The sequence below is a fragment of the Oryzobacter telluris genome, assembly GCF_043099285.1.
GTDB lineage: Bacteria > Actinomycetota > Actinomycetes > Actinomycetales > Dermatophilaceae > Oryzobacter > Oryzobacter telluris.
On the sequence record NZ_CP170723.1, the window covers coordinates 655,638 to 674,893 of the forward strand.

General features: G+C 69.3%; 22 protein-coding genes and 1 tRNA gene. 13 read left to right on the forward strand and 10 right to left on the reverse strand.

Annotated features, from left to right (window positions below):
• The first annotated feature begins 19 nt into the window (after positions 1-19).
• The 6 genes from ACFLFB_RS02895 to ACFLFB_RS02920 all read left to right on the forward strand — a co-directional run bounded on the left by ACFLFB_RS02895 (position 20) and on the right by ACFLFB_RS02920 (position 6,829).
• Complete coding sequence (locus ACFLFB_RS02895; RefSeq protein WP_392544203.1) at positions 20-1,054, forward strand: LacI family DNA-binding transcriptional regulator; 1,035 nt, start codon at positions 20-22, stop codon at positions 1,052-1,054.
• 167 nt (positions 1,055-1,221) lie between these two features.
• Positions 1,222-1,653: a CBS domain-containing protein gene (locus ACFLFB_RS02900; RefSeq protein WP_392544204.1), complete on the forward strand. Its 432-nt coding sequence runs from the start codon at positions 1,222-1,224 to the stop codon at positions 1,651-1,653.
• Positions 1,654-1,815: 162 nt separating this feature from the next.
• Positions 1,816-3,684, forward strand: a complete 1,869-nt coding sequence (locus ACFLFB_RS02905; protein WP_392544205.1) for a serine/threonine-protein kinase — start codon at positions 1,816-1,818, stop codon at positions 3,682-3,684.
• 254 nt (positions 3,685-3,938) lie between these two features.
• Positions 3,939-5,330 carry a threonine/serine exporter ThrE family protein gene (locus ACFLFB_RS02910; protein WP_392544206.1) on the forward strand — a complete coding sequence of 464 codons (1,392 nt, stop codon included), beginning with the start codon at positions 3,939-3,941 and terminating at the stop codon, positions 5,328-5,330.
• A gap of 140 nt (positions 5,331-5,470) precedes the next feature.
• Positions 5,471-5,546: transfer RNA gene (locus ACFLFB_RS02915), tRNA-Thr, on the forward strand.
• A gap of 227 nt (positions 5,547-5,773) precedes the next feature.
• A complete protein-coding gene (locus ACFLFB_RS02920) occupies positions 5,774-6,829 on the forward strand; it encodes a tyrosine-type recombinase/integrase (protein ID WP_392544207.1) in 1,056 nt (351 codons plus the stop codon).
• A gap of 7 nt (positions 6,830-6,836) precedes the next feature.
• Here ACFLFB_RS02920 and ACFLFB_RS02925 read toward each other — a convergent pair whose 3' ends face one another.
• From ACFLFB_RS02925 to ACFLFB_RS02935, 3 genes are all read right to left on the reverse strand, one after another.
• A complete protein-coding gene (locus tag ACFLFB_RS02925) occupies positions 6,837-7,028 on the reverse strand; it encodes an excisionase family DNA-binding protein (protein WP_392544208.1) in 192 nt (63 codons plus the stop codon).
• Positions 7,029-7,202: 174 nt separating this feature from the next.
• Entirely contained in the window at positions 7,203-7,781 is a 579-nt protein-coding gene (locus ACFLFB_RS02930) for an STAS-like domain-containing protein (protein WP_392544209.1), read from the reverse strand.
• Between the two features lie 13 nt (positions 7,782-7,794).
• A complete protein-coding gene (locus tag ACFLFB_RS02935) occupies positions 7,795-8,679 on the reverse strand; it encodes a hypothetical protein (protein ID WP_392544210.1) in 885 nt (294 codons plus the stop codon).
• A gap of 153 nt (positions 8,680-8,832) precedes the next feature.
• Here ACFLFB_RS02935 and ACFLFB_RS02940 point away from each other — a divergent pair, with 153 nt between their 5' ends.
• From ACFLFB_RS02940 to ACFLFB_RS02955, 4 genes are read left to right on the forward strand one after another with little or no spacing between them, the layout of a single operon-like run.
• Positions 8,833-9,132 carry a hypothetical protein gene (locus ACFLFB_RS02940; protein ID WP_392544211.1) on the forward strand — a complete coding sequence of 100 codons (300 nt, stop codon included), beginning with the start codon at positions 8,833-8,835 and terminating at the stop codon, positions 9,130-9,132.
• Position 9,133: 1 nt separating this feature from the next.
• Positions 9,134-9,595 (forward strand): hypothetical protein, encoded by a 462-nt coding sequence (locus ACFLFB_RS02945; protein WP_392544212.1) that lies wholly within the window; start codon positions 9,134-9,136, stop codon positions 9,593-9,595.
• Positions 9,592-10,077 (forward strand): hypothetical protein, encoded by a 486-nt coding sequence (locus ACFLFB_RS02950; protein WP_392544213.1) that lies wholly within the window; start codon positions 9,592-9,594, stop codon positions 10,075-10,077. The genes ACFLFB_RS02945 and ACFLFB_RS02950 overlap by 4 nt, the downstream gene beginning before the upstream one ends.
• Entirely contained in the window at positions 10,067-11,548 is a 1,482-nt protein-coding gene (locus ACFLFB_RS02955) for a ThiF family adenylyltransferase (RefSeq protein WP_392544214.1), read from the forward strand. The genes ACFLFB_RS02950 and ACFLFB_RS02955 overlap by 11 nt, the downstream gene beginning before the upstream one ends.
• A 106-nt stretch (positions 11,549-11,654) precedes the next feature.
• Here ACFLFB_RS02955 and ACFLFB_RS02960 read toward each other — a convergent pair whose 3' ends face one another.
• From ACFLFB_RS02960 to ACFLFB_RS02990, 7 genes are all read right to left on the reverse strand, one after another.
• Positions 11,655-12,554 (reverse strand): Abi family protein, encoded by a 900-nt coding sequence (locus ACFLFB_RS02960; protein WP_392544215.1) that lies wholly within the window; start codon positions 12,552-12,554, stop codon positions 11,655-11,657.
• A gap of 298 nt (positions 12,555-12,852) precedes the next feature.
• A complete protein-coding gene (locus ACFLFB_RS02965) occupies positions 12,853-12,978 on the reverse strand; it encodes a hypothetical protein (RefSeq protein ID WP_392544216.1) in 126 nt (41 codons plus the stop codon).
• Between the two features lie 226 nt (positions 12,979-13,204).
• Positions 13,205-13,711, reverse strand: coding sequence for a hypothetical protein (locus ACFLFB_RS02970; protein WP_392544217.1), 507 nt, complete (start codon positions 13,709-13,711; stop codon positions 13,205-13,207).
• Between the two features lie 282 nt (positions 13,712-13,993).
• Entirely contained in the window at positions 13,994-15,079 is a 1,086-nt protein-coding gene (locus ACFLFB_RS02975; protein WP_392544218.1) for an IS110 family transposase, read from the reverse strand.
• Positions 15,080-15,450: 371 nt separating this feature from the next.
• Positions 15,451-16,245: a sulfite exporter TauE/SafE family protein gene (locus tag ACFLFB_RS02980; RefSeq protein ID WP_392544219.1), complete on the reverse strand. Its 795-nt coding sequence runs from the start codon at positions 16,243-16,245 to the stop codon at positions 15,451-15,453.
• Between the two features lie 143 nt (positions 16,246-16,388).
• On the reverse strand, positions 16,389-16,568 hold the full coding sequence (locus ACFLFB_RS02985) for a hypothetical protein (RefSeq protein WP_392544220.1): 180 nt from the start codon (positions 16,566-16,568) through the stop codon (positions 16,389-16,391).
• A 36-nt stretch (positions 16,569-16,604) separates the two neighbouring features.
• Positions 16,605-18,014 (reverse strand): rhodanese-like domain-containing protein, encoded by a 1,410-nt coding sequence (locus ACFLFB_RS02990; protein ID WP_392544221.1) that lies wholly within the window; start codon positions 18,012-18,014, stop codon positions 16,605-16,607.
• 107 nt (positions 18,015-18,121) lie between these two features.
• Between ACFLFB_RS02990 and trxA the strand changes: the two genes are divergently transcribed.
• Genes trxA through ACFLFB_RS03005 form a run of 3 tightly spaced genes read left to right on the forward strand, consistent with a single transcriptional unit; the run spans position 18,122 to position 19,237 of the window.
• Complete coding sequence (gene trxA, locus ACFLFB_RS02995; RefSeq protein WP_392545463.1) at positions 18,122-18,523, forward strand: thioredoxin; 402 nt, start codon at positions 18,122-18,124, stop codon at positions 18,521-18,523.
• Positions 18,520-18,933 (forward strand): DUF302 domain-containing protein, encoded by a 414-nt coding sequence (locus ACFLFB_RS03000; protein ID WP_392544222.1) that lies wholly within the window; start codon positions 18,520-18,522, stop codon positions 18,931-18,933. Before trxA ends, ACFLFB_RS03000 begins: the two co-directional genes overlap by 4 nt.
• Before the next feature lie 37 nt (positions 18,934-18,970).
• Positions 18,971-19,237, forward strand: a complete 267-nt coding sequence (locus ACFLFB_RS03005; protein WP_377644646.1) for a metal-sensitive transcriptional regulator — start codon at positions 18,971-18,973, stop codon at positions 19,235-19,237.
• Positions 19,238-19,256: the final 19 nt, after the last annotated feature.

Consider the following 19,256-nt stretch of genomic DNA (forward strand, 5'->3'; position numbering starts at 1 on the left):
TCGTTGTTACGGTTCGCGGGTGAACGAGCCGCGGTCCGCGCGCCTGGCCGACATCGCGGCGCAGGCCGATGTCAGCGAGGCCACGGTGAGCCGCGTCCTCAACGACCGGCCGGGCGTCTCCGAGTCCACGAAGCGGGCCGTCCTCACGGCCATCGACGTCCTCGGGTACGACCGCCCGACCCGGCTCAAGGCGAAGTCCGCGCTGCTCGTGGGCCTGGTGATGCCCGAGCTGGTCAACCCGATCTTCCCGGCGTTCGCGCAGGTCATCGAGACCGCGCTCGCGGCCGAGGGCTACACGCCGGTGCTGTGCACCCAGACGCCCGGCGGGGTCCACGAGGACGAGTACGTGCAGATGCTCCTCGACCGCGGGGTCTCCGGGATCATCTTCCTCTCGGGCCTGCACGCCGACGCGACCTCCGACCCCGCGCGCTACCGGTCGCTGCGCGAGCGCGGCCTGCCGATCGTGCTGGTGAACGGCCCGCTTCCCGACCTCGACGCCCCGTTCGTCTCCAACGACGACGTCGCCTCGATGGGGCTGGCGGTCAGCCACCTCGTGCAGCTCGGCCACACCGAGATCGGGCTGGCCCTCGGGCCGGAGCGCTACACGCCGGTCGTGCGCAAGGTCGCCGGCTACCGGGCGGCGATGCACGAGCACCTCGAGGTCGACCCCGCCCACCTCGACCGGCTGGTCACCCACACGGTGTTCAGCCTCGAGGGCGGGGCGGCGGCGGCCGGGCGGCTCATCTCGCGCGGCGCCACGGCCATCATCTGCGGGTCCGACCTCATGGCGCTCGGGGCGATCCGCCAGGCCCGCTCGATGGGCCTGACCGTGCCGGGGGAGGTGTCGGTGGTCGGGTACGACGACTCGACGATCATGGCGTTCACCGACCCCCCGCTCACCACCATCCGGCAGTCGGTGGAGGCGATGGGCGATGCCGCGGTCCGCGCGCTCCTCGACGAGATCGGGGGCGAGGGCACGCCGCGCGCCGAGTACGTCTTCCGCCCCGAGCTCGTCGTGCGCGGCTCCACCGGGGCGGCGCCGCACCGCGGCTGACGTCGCGCCCCCGCCGCCGCGGCGTCCTCGCCTTCGTCGCGCGCTACGGGGCAGGAGGTGTCGTGATCGCAGCGCTTACTGCCCGGTAGGTCGCACCGTGGACGATCTGGTCCCACGGGCGGGGGTCTTCTCTGGCGCGTCGCCGGGGTGGCCCCTATCGTCGGGGCATGAGGATCTCGGACGTGGTCAGGCGCAAGGGTGATGTGTCGGTGGTGACGGTCCGCACCGACGCCACGGTGACCGAGCTGCTGGCGCTGCTCTCGGAGCACCGGATCGGCGCGGTGGTCGTCAGCGACGACGGGGGCTCCGTGCACGGGATCGTCAGCGAGCGCGACATCGTCCGCCACCTCCACACCGACGGTGCCGACCTCCTCGGCGCGCCGGTGTCGCAGATCATGACCGCCGACGTGCACACCTGCAGCCTCGACGACAGCCTCGACGACCTCGAGTCGGCGATGACCGAGCGGCGCATCCGCCACGTCCCCGTGGTCGTCGACGGCCAGCTGCACGCCATCGTCAGCATCGGTGACGTCGTGAAGAACCGGATCGGCGACCTCCAGGCCGAGCGCGACCAGCTGCGCGACTACATCCAGTCCTGAGCCTCCCCGCTCCACCTGCCGACTTCTTGCGCATCACCCACCTCAGGACCCCGTTCGGAGGCCCTCCGGGGTGGGTGATCCGCAAGAAGTCGGGGCTGTTCGGGGTCGACTCGTGACCTCCGGGTCCAGCGCGCACCCAGACTGACGTCCTACCGTGGAGGCATGAGTGCCGACGCCCTCGAGCGGGAGGGGACCGACGATCCGCGCGAGCACGCGCGCCTGGGTCCCTACCGCCTCGTGCAGCGGCTCGGCGAGGGCGGGATGGGCGTGGTCCACCTCGGGCTCGACGCGCACGGGCGCGCCGTGGCCGTGAAGGTGCTGCGGGCCCACGTGGCCCACGACCCGGATGCCCGCGCCCGCCTGTCGCGCGAGGTCACCTCGCTGAGCCGGATCCGCAGCCCGCGGGTCGCGCCGATCATCGACGCCGACGTCGACGGCGAGGTCCCCTACATCGTCACGCGCTACGTGCCCGGCCCCTCGCTCGATGACCACGTCCGGGCCCGCGGTCCGCTGCCTCCGGGCGAGCTGCACCGGGTGGCGTCGGGGATGGCCGAGGCGCTCGACGTGATCCACTCCGCCGGGGTGGTACACCGCGACGTCAAGCCGGGCAACGTCCTGCTCGTCGACGGCGACCCCGTCCTCATCGACTTCGGCATCGCGCACGTCGCCGACGACATCCGCCTGACGATGACCGGCCTGGTGATGGGCACGCCCGGGTACCTCGCGCCGGAGGTCGTGGGCGGCGACGACGTCACGCCCGCCACCGACTGGTGGGGCTGGGCGGCGACCACGGCGTTCGCCGCCAGCGGCAACCCGCCCTTCGGGCGTGGGGCGATGGACGCGGTGCTGGCCCGGGTGGCGTCCGGCGACCCCGACCTCGAGGCCGTCGACCCCCGCATCGAGCCGCTCCTCTACGCGGCGCTGTCCCCGTACCCCGGCGACCGGCCGCACCACGGCGAGGTCGTCGCGGCGCTCGAGCAGTACGCCCACGGTTCCCCGGTCACCGAGGCCATCGAGGTGCGGCGGGTGCGCCCGGCCACCGAGGCGCTGCGGACGCCGCCGACCACCGCGCTGCCGGTGTCGCCGCGGCCTGCTGCTGCTCCTGCGTCGAGCGGGCGCGGTGGGGCGGTCCTGGGCGGAGCCGTCCTCGGCGCCGGGGCCGCCGCGCTCGCGGCCCAGCCGGGCCACGCACTGCCGGCGCCCTCGCCGTCCCCGCTCCCTCCGCCGATGGTGACCACCGGCCGGCCGGCCGGGCCGCCCGGGTGGGAACAGGCCCGCCGACCCGAGGCCACTGACCGTGGTCTGGCGCCGTACGTCGGTGCGCCCGCGCCGGTGGGGTACCCCGTGCCGCCACCTGCCCCCGTGGCCCGCGAGGGGTCCGCGGAGGAGGGTGACGACGTCGTCCACGGCGGCTGGGGCGACCCGCGCATCGGCCTCGCGTCGCGCTCTGGCACCCTGCTCGGGCTCCTCGCCCTGTGCGCCGGGCTGACGGCCAAGGCGCCGATGGTCGCCGCGCTCGCCCTGCTCGGGTGGGTCGTCCTGGCCCGCACCGCCGACCGGTCGGTCACCTCGCTCGTCATGCGCCGCCACGAGCGCGGCCCGCGCGGCAGCGATGTCGCGGTGGCGGTGGCGGCGAGCCCGTGGCACCTCGTCATCGGGGCGGTCGGGGGTGTCGTCACGATGGCGCTGCCCCTGCTCGTGGGGGTGTGCGCGATGTTCGCGGGGGCTCTGGTCATGGGTGGTCTCACCGGTGGTGAGGTCAGCCCCGATGGTGTCGTCCCCCTCTCTGCCGCAGGCGTTTTCGCCGCCCTGACCGCGTGGTGGGGTCCCGGCGGCGCCAGCCTGCGACGGGGGAGCCGGAGCATGGTCCGCGGCGTGACGCCCGGGGCGACGATCGCCCAGGTGGCGGCGGGCATCCTCCTCGTGGGGTCGGCGCTCCTCGTGGCCTCGGCCGTGGCGGGCGGCGGCCCGAGCTGGTGGCCCCAGACGAGCGCCCCGTCGTGGGTCGACGAGGTGGCCCGGATCCCGTGAGCACCCCCGATCCCCGACCCGACGGCCCTCTGCCCGATCGGAGCGGACCGCCCGACGGTGCCCCGAACCCGCTGGGCCCCAAGCCTCCTCGTCAGCGGCGGTCGTCGCCGCGTCCTCCGCGAGAGCGGCCCGAGCGCCCGGGGGGCGAGGCCACTCCGGCGGGCGGCGCCGCGGCCTCAGCGCCCGAGGCCAAGCGGGCCCGCGAACGCCGGGCGCGCCTCATCCTCGGAGACTCGCCGACCGAGCCGATGCCGATGGCCGACCTCCTGCGTCGAACTCCGTACCGGTACACCCGCATTCCGAACCAGGCCGCCGAGGACGCGAAGCTGCGCGCCGCCCTCGACCTCGCCGTCCGGGTCGGCGAGCTGATGCTGCGGTGCGGCGCCGGTGCGCCGCAGGTGCAGGGGAGCGTGGCGGCCGTCGCCGCGGCGGCCGGGGTGGACCTCGTCGAGGTCGACATCACGCTGCAGTCGCTGCTGGTGCAGGCGACGAGCTCGGACGGGCGGCCGCACACCCTCCTCCGCGTGGTGCGCAGCAACCGCCACGACTACGCGCGGCTCGTCGCGGTGCACCAGCTCGTGGAGCAGCTGACCTCCGGCGAGATCGAGCCCGAGGCCGCGATGGAGCGGCTGCGCACCATCAAGCGGCACCGCCGCAACTTCCCGGCGTGGGCGGTCTCGGCGGCCAACGCCGTCCTCGCGTCGGCCGTCGCCGTGATGATCGGGGCCTCCGCGCTCGCGGCCGTCGCGACGGTGGCGGTGGTGCTGGCGGTTACGGGCGTGAGCAGGCTGCACGCGCGCATCGACCTGCCCGAGTTCTACGGCAACGCGATCAACGCCGTCGTCGCGACGCTGCTCGCCGGGGGTGTCTACGCGCTGAGCACCGCTGCGGGTCTCGGTCTGCGAGAACGCGACTTCGCCTTCATCGTGGCCGGCGGCATCGTCGCGATGCTGCCGGGACGGACCATGGCCTCGGCCATCGAGGACGTGCTGTTCGGCTTCCCGCTCACCGGTGCCGGACGCCTGCTGGCGGTCTTCCTGTCGCTGCTCGGCATCGTCATCGGTGTCGCCGGCGGGCTGAGCGCCCTCATCGCCCTCACCACGGCAGTCGGGTCCGACTTCGTGTCGCCGTCGGTCCTCGACCTGCGTTCCGACCAGTCGGCCGTGCTCGCGGCCCTCGGGGGAGCGTTCGTCGTGGGCCTCGCCGGTGCCGTCACGGTGCAGAGCCGCCGCCGGCTGGTCCTGGTGTCAGGGGTGCTGGCGGTGGCGGCCGCCGGGACCGCGGGGCTGCTCAACCGCGGGCTCGGCGTCGGCGTCATCACGGCCACCGGCGTGGCGGCGGTGGCGCTCGGGATCGTGGGTCGCGTGGTCGCGAACCGGTTCGGGGCGCCGTCGATGGTCGTCGTCATCCCCGCGTCGTTCGGGCTCCTGCCCGGTCTGACGATCTTCCGCGGCCTCTACGAGCTCGTCGCCCAGAGCGGCGGGGCGGCCGGGACGCTGTCGATCCAGTCGGGCATCACGACGCTCCTGGGGGCCGGGGCGGTGCTCCTCGCCATCGCCTCGGGCACGGTGCTCGGCGAGATCCTCGCGGCGCCCTGGGACCGGACGCGCGGACCGGCCATCAACGCCAACACCTCCTCTCCCTGACGGATAGGACGCTGTCGCACGCGGGCAGCACGCGGGGGGTTCGAGGCCTGACGAGCCGGGCGTGGCGAGGCCGGTGCCCGCGAGGCCGACCCCACCTTTCCGCGTAGACTCCGGGGCTGTCCGCGACGCACCGCGGACCCGCTGGCGTGGCGCAATTGGTAGCGCACCTGTCTTGTAAACAGGGGGTTAGGGGTTCAAGTCCCCTCGTCAGCTCCACCGCCTGATCATTGCCTTCATGCCATTGACCTGCAAATATGTGGTCAAGAGACGCTTCTGCGTCGGGGACATGGATGGTCAGAGATGGACGCTTCAGGACAGATTTACTGCACGTATATTGCACGCGCCTGTTCCGGAACCAGGTTGTCATGAGTCCGGCACGGCGAAACCGGCGTGGATTCGGCCATCTGCGCAGGCTCCCCTCGGGACGATGGCAGGCCAGCTACATGGCTCCCGATTTCCAGCGGATGAAGGCCCCCGACACCTTCCTCACCAAGGGCGACGCCGAGGCCTGGCTGGGGATGCAGCGCTACCAGATCATGACCGGCGAGTGGATGCGCCCGGAGCCACCGCCTCCGCCGCAGGTGGTCGAGACCTTCGCCCACTTCGCGACGTCCTGGGTGGCAGGTCGCGAGCTGAAGCCGAAGACCAGGGAGGGCTACGAGCACCTGCTCAGCCGCTACCTGATGCCCGAGCTCGGCCGGCGGCAGATCGGCGACATCACGCCGGCCACGGTGCGGGCCTGGTGGGCGTCGATGCCGGCCGACAAGCCGACCGTGCGGGCCCGGGCCTACTCGCTGCTGAAGGCGATGATGAACAGCGCAGTCAGTGACGACCTCATCAGCGCGAACCCGTGCCGCCTCCGTGGCGGGTCGAGCACTCCTCGAGAGCGAGACATCCGGCCGGCCTCGATCGCGGAGCTGGACCTCATCGTCGCGGCGATGCCGGAGCGCTTTCGCGCGCTCGTCCTGGTCTGCGCCTGGTGCGCCCTCCGCCAAGGTGAGGTCCTCGAGCTGCGGAGGGGGGACGTGGACGTCCTGCGCGGAACGATCCGGGTGGAGCGGGCGGTCTCGTGGGTCCACGGGCAGGCGATCGTGGGGACGCCGAAGTCCGCGGCAGGGACGAGGACGGTCGCCGTCCCTCCCCACCTCCTTCCGGCGCTCCAGCACCACCTCGACACGTTCACTGGCCCCAGGGACAAGGACCTGGTATTCCCGGGGACGGACGGCGAGGCGCACCTCCAGCCGTCCACGCTCTACAAGCCCTGGCGGACGTCCCGGGACGCAGCCGGCAGACCCGACCTCCGCCTGCACGACCTGCGCCACACCGGCGCGACGATGGCGGCCATGGCCGGCGCCACCCTGGCCGAGCTCCAGCAGCGACTCGGCCACAGCAGCGTCAACGCCGCCCTGCGCTACCAGCACGCCGCGGCCGGACGCGACCGGCAGATCGCCGACGCGCTCTCCGCGATGGCCCGAGCGGCCGAACCCACCTCCGGCTGAAGGGAGTTCAGCGAAAGTTCGGAACTCGCACGAGCAGCCGGTCCACGTCCTCCGGGTCGAGCCGGATGATCCGCGGGCCGGCCCGGTAGGCGGTGAGTTCTCCGCACGAGATGCGGCGTCGAAGCGTGCGCGTGCTGACACCGGTGCGCTCTGCGGCCTCGGCGAGGGATTCGTACTGGCGACGGGTGATGTGGGTCACAACGAGCCTCCTTGTGACACCTAAGCCATCGAGATCTCGTTGGCGGTCAGGCCGTGCCATTGGGGAGCTGCCGAAATGCGCTTGGTTCGGCAGGGGCCGATATCTCCTCGTCCCCTGCCAGGCCGGTGGGCGCCAGCCGACGCATGGGTGGGTCATCGACATGCCCAGGTCAAGTCAAGAAGTGGCGAGGTGTTGAGCGGTCGGGCGAGTCATGCCCACAACCCCGTACACGAACTCCTTACCCCCCCGCGAGGATCCAACTACCTGGGTCTTGGCGATCGCGCCGGCGTCAGCAAGTCGTTTCAACCTGTTGTTCGCGTTCTGTGACGAAAGAGCCAACCTGCCTCCTATGTCGCCAGCCTTGAAGTGCTGGAGCTCCTTCGCGGCGTCGAAGGTCGATGCGAGGATCGGATCGCCAATGAGGGAGAGTGTCCCGTCTTCCTCGAGTACGACCACTGCCGTCTTGCGTCGCTCGACACACACCAGCACGGAGTACCGGTTGTCGGCGTTCAGGCCTGTGACCGTGACGGTCGCCCCTGACGTCGAGAACTCGTGCGAGGTGAGGAACTTTCCGAGGAACTCGTCGGTGAAACTGATATTCATCACCTCCACGCCCGAAAAGTCGATGACCAAGTCCAGGTTCGAGCGGCCTTCAAGCAAGTCGTCAAGCCTCGCTCGGCCCTCTCGGCCCAGAGTCCGTGTGGCCGGGTACTTGCCTAGCTGGACGACGGAAAAGGTGATCGGATCTGTCATGGCTTCTCCGGTTTCATTTTCCCGATTGAACCACAGTGTCGCTCGCCGGACCCCATCGGTGGGTGAGCCACGCCCAAGTACCTGATGTCTGATCCGGACGGGTTGTCATGGTCTCGCGGTGGCCCATTGGGGTCCCGAGGACATGCACCTCACCTTTCCCCGAGCGGATCCGGAAGTCAACGCTCCCGATCTGTCTGGTGTGCTCGATGACGTCGCTGAGCCCGTTCCCCCGCTTGTCGTCTGAGATGCCTGTCACTCCGAGCTTCATTGCTCTCGCGATCGCGTACCTGTCTTGGGTGTAGTGGCTGTACCGAGCGTTGCCTCGGAGGTGCTGCATCACGCCGACTCCGGTGTCGCAGACTGCGAACTCGAGGCGCGGTCCGTCGGTCGTGCGACCCGAGTGCAGTTGAGCGGCCATGAACGCGCCTCGATCGCTGTACCCGTGCTCGGTCGCGTTCCCCATCAGTTCTCCGCACGCGCGCAGGACCGCTGAGCCGGCCGCGGTGTTGCGACCGTAGAACCCCATAACGAGCGGCCCGATCCGCTCTGAAAGATCGTTGACATTGCTCGGGTTGAGCGCTGTCACTTCGAGCAGTGAGCCGGAGTGGTCGGCCCGCATGTCAGGTGGTACACGCCCCACGATCTGAGTGCGAGAAGGCATGTGCCGCAGGACGTCCATGCGCTGGAGATAGCTGGCCATCGCTCTGCTCTGCGGAAGCTTCAGGGTCACCGGTACTGAGTCCTCTGCCGCCCAGTGTGCCCAGGCCACCATGCCTGCCAGGTCGACTGGGCAGGCGAACGTGAGGGAGGTGGCGTCGAGCACCAACCTGCCCGAGTCGCGTCCACTTAGGAACGCAGCGCTGGCCAACGGCGCGCCCCCCGCCAGCAGCAACTCCACCTCCGGAGTGTGCACTGCCGACTTGACTGCGCGCGCCAACGACGCACGTGATCGGCGAACCGGTTGCGTACATCGGTTTCACTGGTTACAGTGAACACGTTGGGCGGTGAGGTCGCGCAACGCTCGATCCGAAACCAACAAGGAAGAGAAGAGATGGCCGCCAAGGTTGACAAGCCGCCCAAGCAGGATGGCGTCGTGGTCCACGCGACCTTCGCCGCTGCGCCGAAGCCCTACAACGAGAAGTACAGCGAGGCCACCACCATCTCCAAGGTGATGGAGGACGCCCTGGCCTTCTTCGAGATCCAGACCGACGGCACGACCCGGTACTACTTTGTTGCGAACGGCGACGAGCAGGACCCCGGCACCACCGTCGGCGAGATTGCCGAAGATGGCCCCGGCCAGTCCCGCTCCATCAAGCTCTCGCTTCGTACCGAGACGATCTCCGGAAGCTGACGTGGACTACGAGAGCCAGCTGCGTCTCCAGCGTGATGCCGCGCTTGTGTGCGCCACGCTGGAGGCCGCTGGTGGCAACCTGGTGCACCGCGTTGGCGATCACAGTGAGCCGGGCGCCGCGGTGGACCCGCCTGGTCTGTATTGGGTTGTGATTCAGCCAGAATCTGGCACCGACCCCTTTACTGTGCGCGTGCAATGGAGCGTGTACCCCGACCGGCCGCCGTCGGTGCTATTCGCGGCAGGTGTCGGCGCAGCGACTGACGTCAGCAACGCCTGGCCGGCCGCCCCCGGATACCGGGCGCCGGCTGACATCTGCAAGCCGTTCACCGCTGAGGGCCAGGCGCTTCATCCCGAGTGGGCCAACGGCGCGCATGCTTGGAGCTCTGGCGGGAATCCCTTCATGTTTGTTGTCCAGAACTTGCAAGACGACATCGACCGAGTTCGAGGAGCGCGTGCATCGTGACCCAGCTGCACCTTGGAACTGATGCCGTCGCGCGGCTGACTGCGGACGTTGCTCGATACGGCTCCCGTGGCGTGGAGACTGGCGCGCTGCTCCTGACTCCCATTGACGACGTGGCGGTGAGCGTGATTGCTCTCGCGGGAGCCGCAGGTATTGAGCGCCATCCTGGCCTCCTTCGATTCTCAACCTCGGTGCTAAGTCCCTTGTTTTCCTACGCGGAGGAGAATGAGCTTCAACTCCGTGCGCAGGTCCATTCTCACAAGTTCGATGCGTTCCTTTCGCCCACGGACAAGGCTGGAAATATCCGGATGGTGGGCTTCATTGCTTGCGTGATTCCCAACTTTGCGACCCCGTCACCTGACCCAAGCGCCTGGGGTTGGTGGACATTCGGCGGCCAGCACTGGACGCCTAGCGCGTCCGCAGTCGAGACGGATGCCAGCACCAAAGTCATTACCTTCGACGCGGAGGGCATACATGAATCCTGATACGACCAACTACAGCCGCCCTCTATTGCTTGCGGCCAGCAGCTCGGGCGTAGACGAGGTCAACCTGAAGGGGCGCCTAGAGAACAGTGCCGTTGTGGTTACCGCGGACCCGGCCGCGCCAGCTCTGGCTACGACCCTCCGGGTCCTAATCGCGAACCTGCGCCGGCTGCCCATTCGGTTGCACATCGTGGCCGACGGCGGGGAGGGGTCGCTGGACTCGACCCTGCTCGCAGAGCTCGAGGGACTGGTCCTCGGAATTGACCCAACGCGACCGCTCTCGCTGAGCTGGCCCGATCAATTCACGGTGCATGTGCATGTCGGTGTGGACACGGAGAAGGCCCACCTCAGTGGGGTAGCGGACGGACACGGGGCACGCCTGCGCCCGAAAGGCTCCTCATTCCCGATTCTTCTCCAGGCCGGCACCGGACTGGGAGGGCTAGTCGCGGGGGCGATGCTCACCGCAGAGGTCTTCAAAATCCTCGTCGGGGTGGCGCCAAACAGGCGCGGCCCGCTGAAGGAGATCGACTTTTGCCCGGTCGCGCTCGGTGAGCCTGACGGGGTAGTTCGTTTACTGCCGACGCTGGAGGGCGTCGCGCTCATCGGCGGCGGCGCCATCGGTACAGCGGTCGCGCTGATCCTTCGCGAGCTCAACGCTCAGGGCGAACTCACCGTCGTAGATCCCGAGACATACGACGAGCCAAATGTCGCTACATACAGCCTCGGCGGTCTTCGGAGTGCAGCATCGAAGCAACATAAGGTCCAACTGATTCGAGACGAGCTTCCAGGTGTCACGGTCGAACCGTTCATCGGCAAGGCGCGCGACTACATCGAAGCGATAGACGCGGGTGTGAGCGCGATGCCTGTCACCGTCCTCGGGGCAGTGGACAGCATCGAAGCACGCCACGAGATAGCTGCCATCCATGCCACGAACTTTCTGGACGGGAGCACTGGAGGTGCCACAGGCACAATGCTCAGCCTGTCCGAGGGCACCTGGTCCGGCCCATGCCTTCGTTGCTACTACCCGACGCGCAGGTCGCAGGAACCTACGGTCATTGACGTCCTCGCAGAGCGCACGGGATTATCCCGCGAACGGCTGGCTCGCGGCACAGACCACCTAACTGCTGATGATCTCGACGCCCTCAGTGTCCTGACAGCCGAAGATCGCGTCACCCTCGAGGCACATCTTGGACAGGCCATCTGTGGCCTGGGCCGGGCATTCGGCCTGGTTGGGGAAGACGCTGGGTACAACCCGTCTGCAGCGTTCGTTGCACAGCAGGCCGCCGCTCTAGTGGTCGGCGCTCTTATTCGAGGAGGCGTCTCGGCTTCCCCAAACCACGTCCAATACGACGCGCTGTTCGGCCCGTATGCAGGCATGACGGTGCCGCGCAAGCCGCGGTTGTCATGTAGGTGTCAGGTGGATGCGGTCCTTCACCGCGAGGTCCGCGACCACAGGCTCAACCTCGTGACCTAGGCAAGGCTCGCACGCCTCCTGACTCCTCGCGGCCTCGAGTTTGGCTCCGTCGTGCGGTCAACTGAATGCTGGCGACTGCCGCGTCCACCCACTCTCTCGTTTCGACTCACCCATCGACTGACTGCTGCGGGTGGCAGAGACCTTGCCAATACAGCGGGTTCCCGCGATACCGGATCACGATTGCAGGAAGTAGCGGCTCAGCAACGCGGCTCCTGACCAAGAGGTCGTCGAGAGAGGCCACCACGTCCAGAACGGAGCGAGGTTCGAACTGGCCTGCGACCCTCTTGGCTTTCACACGAACATTGTTTGGCGTCGGGCCCGCATCGATGACGGAATGATGCCAAAGACGGCTGTGGTGGGCGCAACGGTTGCGCAGATACACCAAGGCCCGCACGCGGTACGCGAAGCCCGACTTCGCGACGCCAAGACTGTTCGCTACGTCATTAGCGAGAGTTCCCCTGGCACCCCGTTCGATGCACTTGGACAGGGTCCCAAAGGACCAAGCCTCCACGGCGGACCACACGGGAAGGCGCTCGAACGTCGCAGGCCCTTGCGGGCGGCTGGAGAACCGCAGGATGTGGCGCTCCTTGCTTCGCTCGAGATCCCGGAGGCAGGCGTCGAGAGTCCGCTCGCGGTCTCCAACGTCGGTGTAAAAGGCCTCGTCGAGGTAGTGGCCGTATGCGCCGTAGGTCTGGCCTATGACGTACGCCGTGTGTGCGCGGAGCAGAACCTCAACACATGCCAGTTGTCCTATGAGCATCTCGCGGACCGCTTGGTCGTCGTCGTAGATCCTGCGAACATCCGCAAACGTCGTGCCCGGCTTGAACCGGTTGTCACCTGTGTGAGGCGCCCGCTGGAAGTACCGTGCGTACCCCGAGAAGCGGTAGTAGTTGTTGGCCTGCAGGAACAGCTCAGAGGCACGGTCGGCGTCGCTGAGCCCGCGCTCAACCAGGAGCGCAGACTGCTGCTCCCATGACAAGGACGGCTTCACTTTCCCCCCGGACACAAAGAGGCCCCTCCCATTTGAGCATCGTTGAGAGGCTTGGGAGGGGGTCGATTACCTCCACCTTAGCGGACAACGACCGGTGTCGCACATCGTTGAGCCGGTTCCACGGCAACCTCGGGCCAGAGGCAGCCGTGGGTAGAACTGGGCGCAACCCATCGCACCAGCTCGCTTACCCGTTGAAGACGCCCGGTCACCCTGAGGGCCCCCGCGCAGAGAAGTCTGGCTCAGTCTGGCCAAGTGGCACACGCCCACTGCATGCCCGGTGGGCTAAGTCGTTGTCACGACACTCTCGCGACCGTCAGCGCTCGGCGTTGCGCAGGACCAGGACGGTTCCGTCGTCCATGAGCTTGAGTCGGCGGACGTCGCCGCCGGCCTGCTTGAGGGCTTCGGCCCAGACGAGCGGGTCGGGTCGGCGGGATACCACTGGAGTCGAGGCGGATCGGCGAGGGCGTGGTGTCACGCGCCGAGGATCCCACGCACCAGCCGTTGCCGCAGGCGCGGGCAGTCCTCTCGCCGCATCGCGAATGGGGCAGGAGGGTCTGCCTCCGGCGGGACGGGGAGGGGCGAGACCGCCCGATTGCAGGGACGCTGCGGGTCAGGTGGGAGGGACGACGTCTGACGACAACTCGTTGTGACGACTCGAGCCTGGGTCAGCGCACGCGTCGGTTGAAGGCGAGGATGAGCGCTGACATCGCGGGCAGCAGCTCGGAGACGTCGCGGTCGTAGATGCGGCCCTGGTCGAGCCGGTCGGCCAGGATGGTCAGCAGGTCGGACCAGTGCTTGGCGGAGGTGGGGGAGACGACGACCGGGACTGTCTCGGTCTTGGTGACCTCGCGGATGACCTCGACGGGACGGTCCACCACCTCGATAGCGACTAGGCCGGACTCCGCGGCGCGGCGCTGTTCCCAGGCGCGGTGCCGGCAGGCGGGGGAGCACCACTTCGGCATCCGGCCCACTCGCGCGACCTTGATGCTGGCGCCGCACCAGCCGCAGGTGACGGTGCCGCGGTCCTTGGGTATCCGGTTGGCGATGCGCTCGAGGCGTGCGGCTTCGCGGCGCTCGTCTCGCAGCTTGATGAGGCGGGCTTGGCCTCTCTTCGCCTGTCGGCGTTCGAGGTCCTTCAGGTGCATCTTCGGCTGGATCCAGTGTCCGGTCATCGCTGGTGCCTCCCTAACGTTTCTCCTCGCCTAAGGCGCAGCTGAGGTCCTTCGGGGTCAGGCTCCTGCGCGAAACCCACAAAACAGATGCGTCACAACGAAACTCGGCGCCAGGATGGGCCTCTATGTCCAGTCCTGGGTGGTGATGACTTTCGGTGGGCACGTGAACATCTCGTGCTGGCGGCCTTCAGTGGGCGCGTGGGACTCTGGTCGTGGTGGGTGCGCTCGAACGCCGCAGCGAAGAGCGAGGCTCCGGCTGAAACCTCGCCGCGCCGCTGGCCGTCAGGCCGTTAGTCGCGCCGGTTTTGCGTCGGGCGCACCCATCCCGGGCTCGACGGTGGCTGCTTGGGCGTCGGCGCGCATGGTGGCGAAGACGAGGTCGGAGAGTTTGCGTTTGAGGCAGCGCAGGGCTTCGCGGCTGGTCTTGCCTGCGGCGCGTTTGCGTTCGTAGTAGGCCCGGCCTTCGGTGTCGGCGCGGATCTGGGTGATCGCGACGGTGTACAGCATCCGGTTGAGCTGGCGGTTGCCTCCGGGGTTGTACCGGTGGCGCACGGTGCGCCCGGAGGACGCCGGGATGGGGGCGGTGCCGTTGGCGGCGGCGAACGCGTTGCGGTTGGGGTAGCGGGCGATGTCGACGATCTCGGCCATGAACCTCGCCGCGACGATCGGCCCGACGCCGTACATGCGGGGCAGGGACGAACCCGAGGACGTGACCAGGGACGTGATGTCCCGGGTCAGGGCGGCGACCTCGGCGTCGATGGCGATGACCCGCTCGAGGCGGCGGCGGACCAAGCCGGCCCGGACGCTGTCGTCCCCGGCGATCAGCGCTAGTGCCTTCCGCACTCGTGCACGGTTGGCCAAGGTGGGGACGAGGTGCTGGTACCCGGGACGAAGCCCGACCAGGTCGGCGTGGACGCGGCCGATGTGAGCGCCGCGCTCGGTGATGAGGTCCTCGCGGTAGTCCAGCAACGCCCGCAGATCCGCCGCCGGGCCGACCGTCAGCCGCACCGGAGGCAGGTGCTCCTCACGGGCGGTGACCCGTGCGATGGCCAGCGCGTCGACTGGGTCGGTCTTGCCCTTGCCGACCTGGCCGCGGCGTTCCCTCGAGGTCATCAAGGTGGGCACCTCGACCACGGCCACGTCGGCGCTGTGGCTCCACTTCACGGCCAGGTGGACCGCGACCGCGCGACCGAACGCGCCTGAGCCCTCGACCCCGACCCGGGTCACCCGGTGACGGGTGAACAGCTCGGCGAGCACGGTGAACCCCTGCTCGGTGTTGGGTACCTCGCAGCCCGCGCGCTGCCTGCCGGCGGCGTCGACGACGGCCACGGCCAAGGTGTCCTTGTGGGTGTCGATCCCAGCGAACATCCGCTCCTCCACTCCCTGAAGTGATGACCGTGTGGGTCGGTGCGCGCATGCATCTCGTGGGACAAACCCATGCCTCTATCGGGCGTCAGCACCGACCGCTGACCGCCACCGGGAGGCATCCATTCTGTGGGCCTCACCGCGGGTGCGGCGGGCAGCAAGAGGTCGGGCCTTCCCGGTGGCGTCACGGGCCGTGACAAACCGTCACAACGAAAGATCCAACCCGAGATGCATGAGGTGTGTGGCACTTTGATGGTTCGACTCGCGGGGCTGTTGGCTGGTCGTGGGAGCGCCAGACTCTGGGGTCCTGCGGGTGGTGGGGAATCGGGAGTCGACGGCGCTGAGCCGCGAGAAGTGACGGGTCGCGGGTGTCGTCAGAGGAGGGTGGCCGCTGCGGTGTAGGTCGCCACGAGGGTCAGGAGGGCGGCGAAGGCCACGGTCTGGGCACGGGCGGGGAGCCTGGTGGACAGTCGGGCGCCGGCGAGGCTTCCGATCGCGGCAACGGTGGTGAAGGCGGCGATGAGTTGCCAGTCGATCGGTTCGGGGGTGAGGGTGACGCGGGCGGCGAAGGCGGTGGCGGAGTTGATGGCGATGACGAGAAGCGAGGTCCCGACGGCTGCGGGCATCGGCAGGGACAGGGCGAGGACGAGGGCGGGGACGAGGATGAACCCCCCGCCGACGCCGAGGAGCCCGGTGAGTAGGCCGACCGTGGTGGCGGTGACGACGACCTTGACCACCCGCGGGCAGGCGCAGGTCAGGGGGCGCAGGGTCAGCATCGGTTCTGTGGGCTCGTCCGGTTCGTCGGTGGCGTGGCTCAGCGCTTTGCGGACCATGAGGGCGGCGACGACGAGCATGAGGCCGGCGAAGGTCAGGAGCAGGACCTCACCACTGATGCGGGCGCTGACGGCGGATCCGGTGACGGAGCCGGCGACTCCCAGGAGGCCGAAGGTCAATCCTTGCCCGACGCGGATGTTGCCTCGCCGGGCGTGCGGGGCCATCGCGATGAGCGAGGTGGTGCCGACGATGACGAGCGAGCTGGTGGTGGCCTGATGTGGTGACTGTCCGAGCAGGTGCACCAGGGCGGGGACGGTGAGGATCGCGCCGCCACCACCCAGGGCGCCGATGACGAGCCCAACGGCGAGGGCGACGGGGACGGCGAGGACGGTCACGGACGTACTCCTTGGTGGTGAGGTCCCGGGGGCGAAGGCGTGTCGTGCAGCCTCCGCCCCCGGGCGCCCGGCGGCAGGGGCAGGGGTGCGCCGGGCGAGCAGGACGGACGCGAGGGGAGGGGTCCGTCCCGCGGTCTGAGGGGTCAGGAACGGCGGAGCATGCGGTTGAGCAGGCTGGGGCCGGAGGCCGCGGCGCGTTCGGCGTCGGTGTGGCCGGGGCACCGGTCGGTGCGGGGGACGCCGGCCATGACCTGGTCGACGTGCTGGCCGCAGCCGGCCCAGGTGGTCTTGCTGCAGACCTTGCAGGTGGCGGGTCGGCACATGGTGGTTCTCCTTGGGTTGGGGGTGGGGTCCGGCCGTTAGGCGGCGGAGGTCACGGGGAGTCCGGCCGAGCCGGCGTGCTGGGCGAAGTCGTCGTCGATGGCCACGACGTGGCGGCCGTGGGCGGCCAGGACCGATGCCGCGATGGAGGCGCGGTAGCCGCCGGCGCAGTGCACCCACACCTCTCCCGCGGGAACCTCGTCGACGCTGGTGAGGATCTGGTGGATGGGGATGTTCACGGCGCCCTCGATGTGGGCGTCGTTGTGCTCGGACTCGCGTCGGACGTCGAGGACGACGACGTGGCGGTGGTGGCGGACCTGGGCGAGGTCGGCGAAGGCGGCGCGCTCGAAGCTGCCCAACGGTCTTGCGGTCCAGTCCTGGGGTGACCCGGTGGCGGCGCCCTCGAGGTGGTCGATGCCGATGCGGACCAGCTCGCGCTGGGCGTCGGCTACCTGCTGCGCGCTCTCGCCGAGCAGGGTGAGGGGGGTTCCCCATGGGATGAGCCAGCCGAGGTAGGTGGCGAACTGGCCGTCGAGGCCGATGTTCAGGGTGCCGGTGACGTGCCCGGCGGCGAACGCGGTGCGGGTGCGCAGGTCGACGACCCACTCCCCGGCGCCCAGGCTCGCGGCGATGGTGTCGCGGTCGGCCGTGCGCGGCGCTGTGAGGTCGGGCTCGGCCGGGCCGGCGCTGTTGGCGGGCGCCATGTGCACGTAGTAGGCCGGGTAGGCCTCGAGGTCAGCCAGGGTCTGCTGCACCCAGTCCTTTTCGGCCCGGTTCAGGACCGGGTTGGACCGCTTCTGGTCGCCGATGGTGGAGGAGGTGGTGCTGCCCGAGGACCCGGGGGAGCAGAAGGACCCGAAGCCGTGGGTGGGCAGGACCGCAGCCTGGTCGGGGAGCTCGGCGGCGAGGTGTCGGGCGGAGCCGTACTGGTGGTGGACCAGGTCGTGGGTGTGCTCCTGTCCGAGCAGGTCGGGTCGTCCGGTCGTGCCGTACAGCAGGGCGCCCCCGGTGAAGACCGCCGTGACGTCGTGCTCGCCGGAGCCGCCGGCTGACTCCAAGGCGTACGACAGGTGGGTAAAGGTGTGGCCGGGGGTCGCGATGGCGCGGACCCGAAGGGTGGGGGAGACCTCGACGACGTCGCCGTCACGGGTCGGGGTGCGCTCGAAGGCGACGTCGTCGGCAGCGTTGACGTGGTAGCTCGCGCCGGTGCGCCGCGCCAGGGCCAGTCCGCCGGTGACGTAGTCGTTGTGGAGGTGGGTCTCGAACACGTGGGTGATCGAGACACCCTGCTCATCGGCGATCGCGAGCACCCGGTCGATGTCGCGCTGCGGGTCCACGACGAACGCAACGTCGCCGTCGTGGGCCAGGTACGAGCGGTCACCGAGCGAGGGCGTATCGATGGGGATGATGACCGGCTCGGACGCCGCGAGGGCTGGCGAGTTCGTCATGGGTGGTCCGTCTCCTCACGGGGGCCGGGTGGCCCAATCTGCTGGATTGATACATGGGGGAGTATCCGATAGGGTGACGGTAATACATAGGGGAGTATCCCCGTCAAATCGAAGCTCACAACCACCGCAGGGAGAAGACCATGGCAACCACCGCCCTGACCGCCACGACGTTCGAGGAGGCGATCACCAGCAACGACACCGTCGTCGTGGACTTCTGGGCGTCGTGGTGCGGCCCCTGCCGGCAGTTCGCGCCGGTTTTCGAGGCCGCGTCGCAGCAGCACCCCGACATCGTCTTCGCCAAGGTCGACAGCGAGGCCGAGCCGTCCCTCGCGGCCGCCGCACGGATCACCTCGATCCCCACCCTCATGGTCTTCCGCGAAGGGATCCTGGTGTTCAGCCAGCCCGGCGCCCTGCCGGCCGCGGCGCTGGAGTCCCTCATCACCTCGGTCCGGGCCCTGGACATGGACACGGTGCGCGCCGACCTCGACACCGAGGAGGCCAGCGCATGAGCCCCGCCACGACCTACGCCCTGTCCACCACCGTCGCCGGATCGGTGGACAACGCAGCGGCACAGACCCGAGCCGCACTGGCCGAGCAGGGGTTCGGCATCCTCACCGAGATCGACCTCGCCGCCACCTTGCGCGAGAAGATCGGCGCCGACATCCCACCGCACCTCATCCTCGGCGCCTGCCGCCCCCCGCTGGCCCACGCAGCCGTCACCGCCGAGCCCTCCATCGGACTCCTGCTGCCCTGCAACGTCGTCATCCGCGCCGAGGGCGACCGCACCGTCGTCGAAGCGATGGACCCTGCCACGATGGTCACGCTCACCGGCAACCCCGCCCTGGCACCGGTCGCCGACGACGCCCGCACCCGACTCCTCGCCGCGCTCACCGCCCTCGGCGGCACCCCCCTCTCCTGACCAACCCAGCCCCACCGCACCCGAAGGAAGCCCCGCCATGGTTGTCCTGGCCACCGACGACATGACCCCCGTCATCAACCGACTCAAGCGCGCCCAAGGCCAGATCGGTGGCGTCGTCCGCCTCATCGAAGAAGGCCACGACTGCAAGGACGTCGTCCAACAGCTCGTCGCCGCCAAGAAGGCCCTCGACCGCGCCGGCTTCGCCATCGTCTCCTCCGGCCTCCGCGGCTGCGTCACCTCCCCCGACGGCATGACCGACGAAGACGCCGCCACCCTCGAGAAGCTCTTCCTCTCCATGGCCTGAGGCGCGGGACCTACGCCCA

Bases quoted from the DNA above. Each gene is read 5' to 3' on its own strand.
- ACFLFB_RS02975 (WP_392544218.1), bottom strand. From the start codon at position 15,079: ATGTTCGCTGGGATCGACACCCACAAGGACACCTTGGCCGTGGCCGTC.
- ACFLFB_RS02985 (WP_392544220.1), bottom strand. From the start codon at position 16,568: ATGTGCCGACCCGCCACCTGCAAGGTCTGCAGCAAGACCACCTGGGCC.
- ACFLFB_RS02940 (WP_392544211.1), top strand. From the start codon at position 8,833: ATGGCCGCCAAGGTTGACAAGCCGCCCAAGCAGGATGGCGTCGTGGTC.
- ACFLFB_RS03005 (WP_377644646.1), top strand. From the start codon at position 18,971: ATGGTTGTCCTGGCCACCGACGACATGACCCCCGTCATCAACCGACTC.
- ACFLFB_RS02920 (WP_392544207.1), top strand. From the start codon at position 5,774: ATGGCTCCCGATTTCCAGCGGATGAAGGCCCCCGACACCTTCCTCACC.
- ACFLFB_RS02900 (WP_392544204.1), top strand. From the start codon at position 1,222: ATGAGGATCTCGGACGTGGTCAGGCGCAAGGGTGATGTGTCGGTGGTG.
- ACFLFB_RS02990 (WP_392544221.1), bottom strand. From the start codon at position 18,014: ATGACGAACTCGCCAGCCCTCGCGGCGTCCGAGCCGGTCATCATCCCC.
- ACFLFB_RS02970 (WP_392544217.1), bottom strand. From the start codon at position 13,711: ATGACCGGACACTGGATCCAGCCGAAGATGCACCTGAAGGACCTCGAA.
- ACFLFB_RS02930 (WP_392544209.1), bottom strand. From the start codon at position 7,781: ATGACAGATCCGATCACCTTTTCCGTCGTCCAGCTAGGCAAGTACCCG.
- ACFLFB_RS02955 (WP_392544214.1), top strand. From the start codon at position 10,067: ATGAATCCTGATACGACCAACTACAGCCGCCCTCTATTGCTTGCGGCC.
- ACFLFB_RS03000 (WP_392544222.1), top strand. From the start codon at position 18,520: ATGAGCCCCGCCACGACCTACGCCCTGTCCACCACCGTCGCCGGATCG.
- ACFLFB_RS02905 (WP_392544205.1), top strand. From the start codon at position 1,816: ATGAGTGCCGACGCCCTCGAGCGGGAGGGGACCGACGATCCGCGCGAG.
- ACFLFB_RS02910 (WP_392544206.1), top strand. From the start codon at position 3,939: ATGGCCGACCTCCTGCGTCGAACTCCGTACCGGTACACCCGCATTCCG.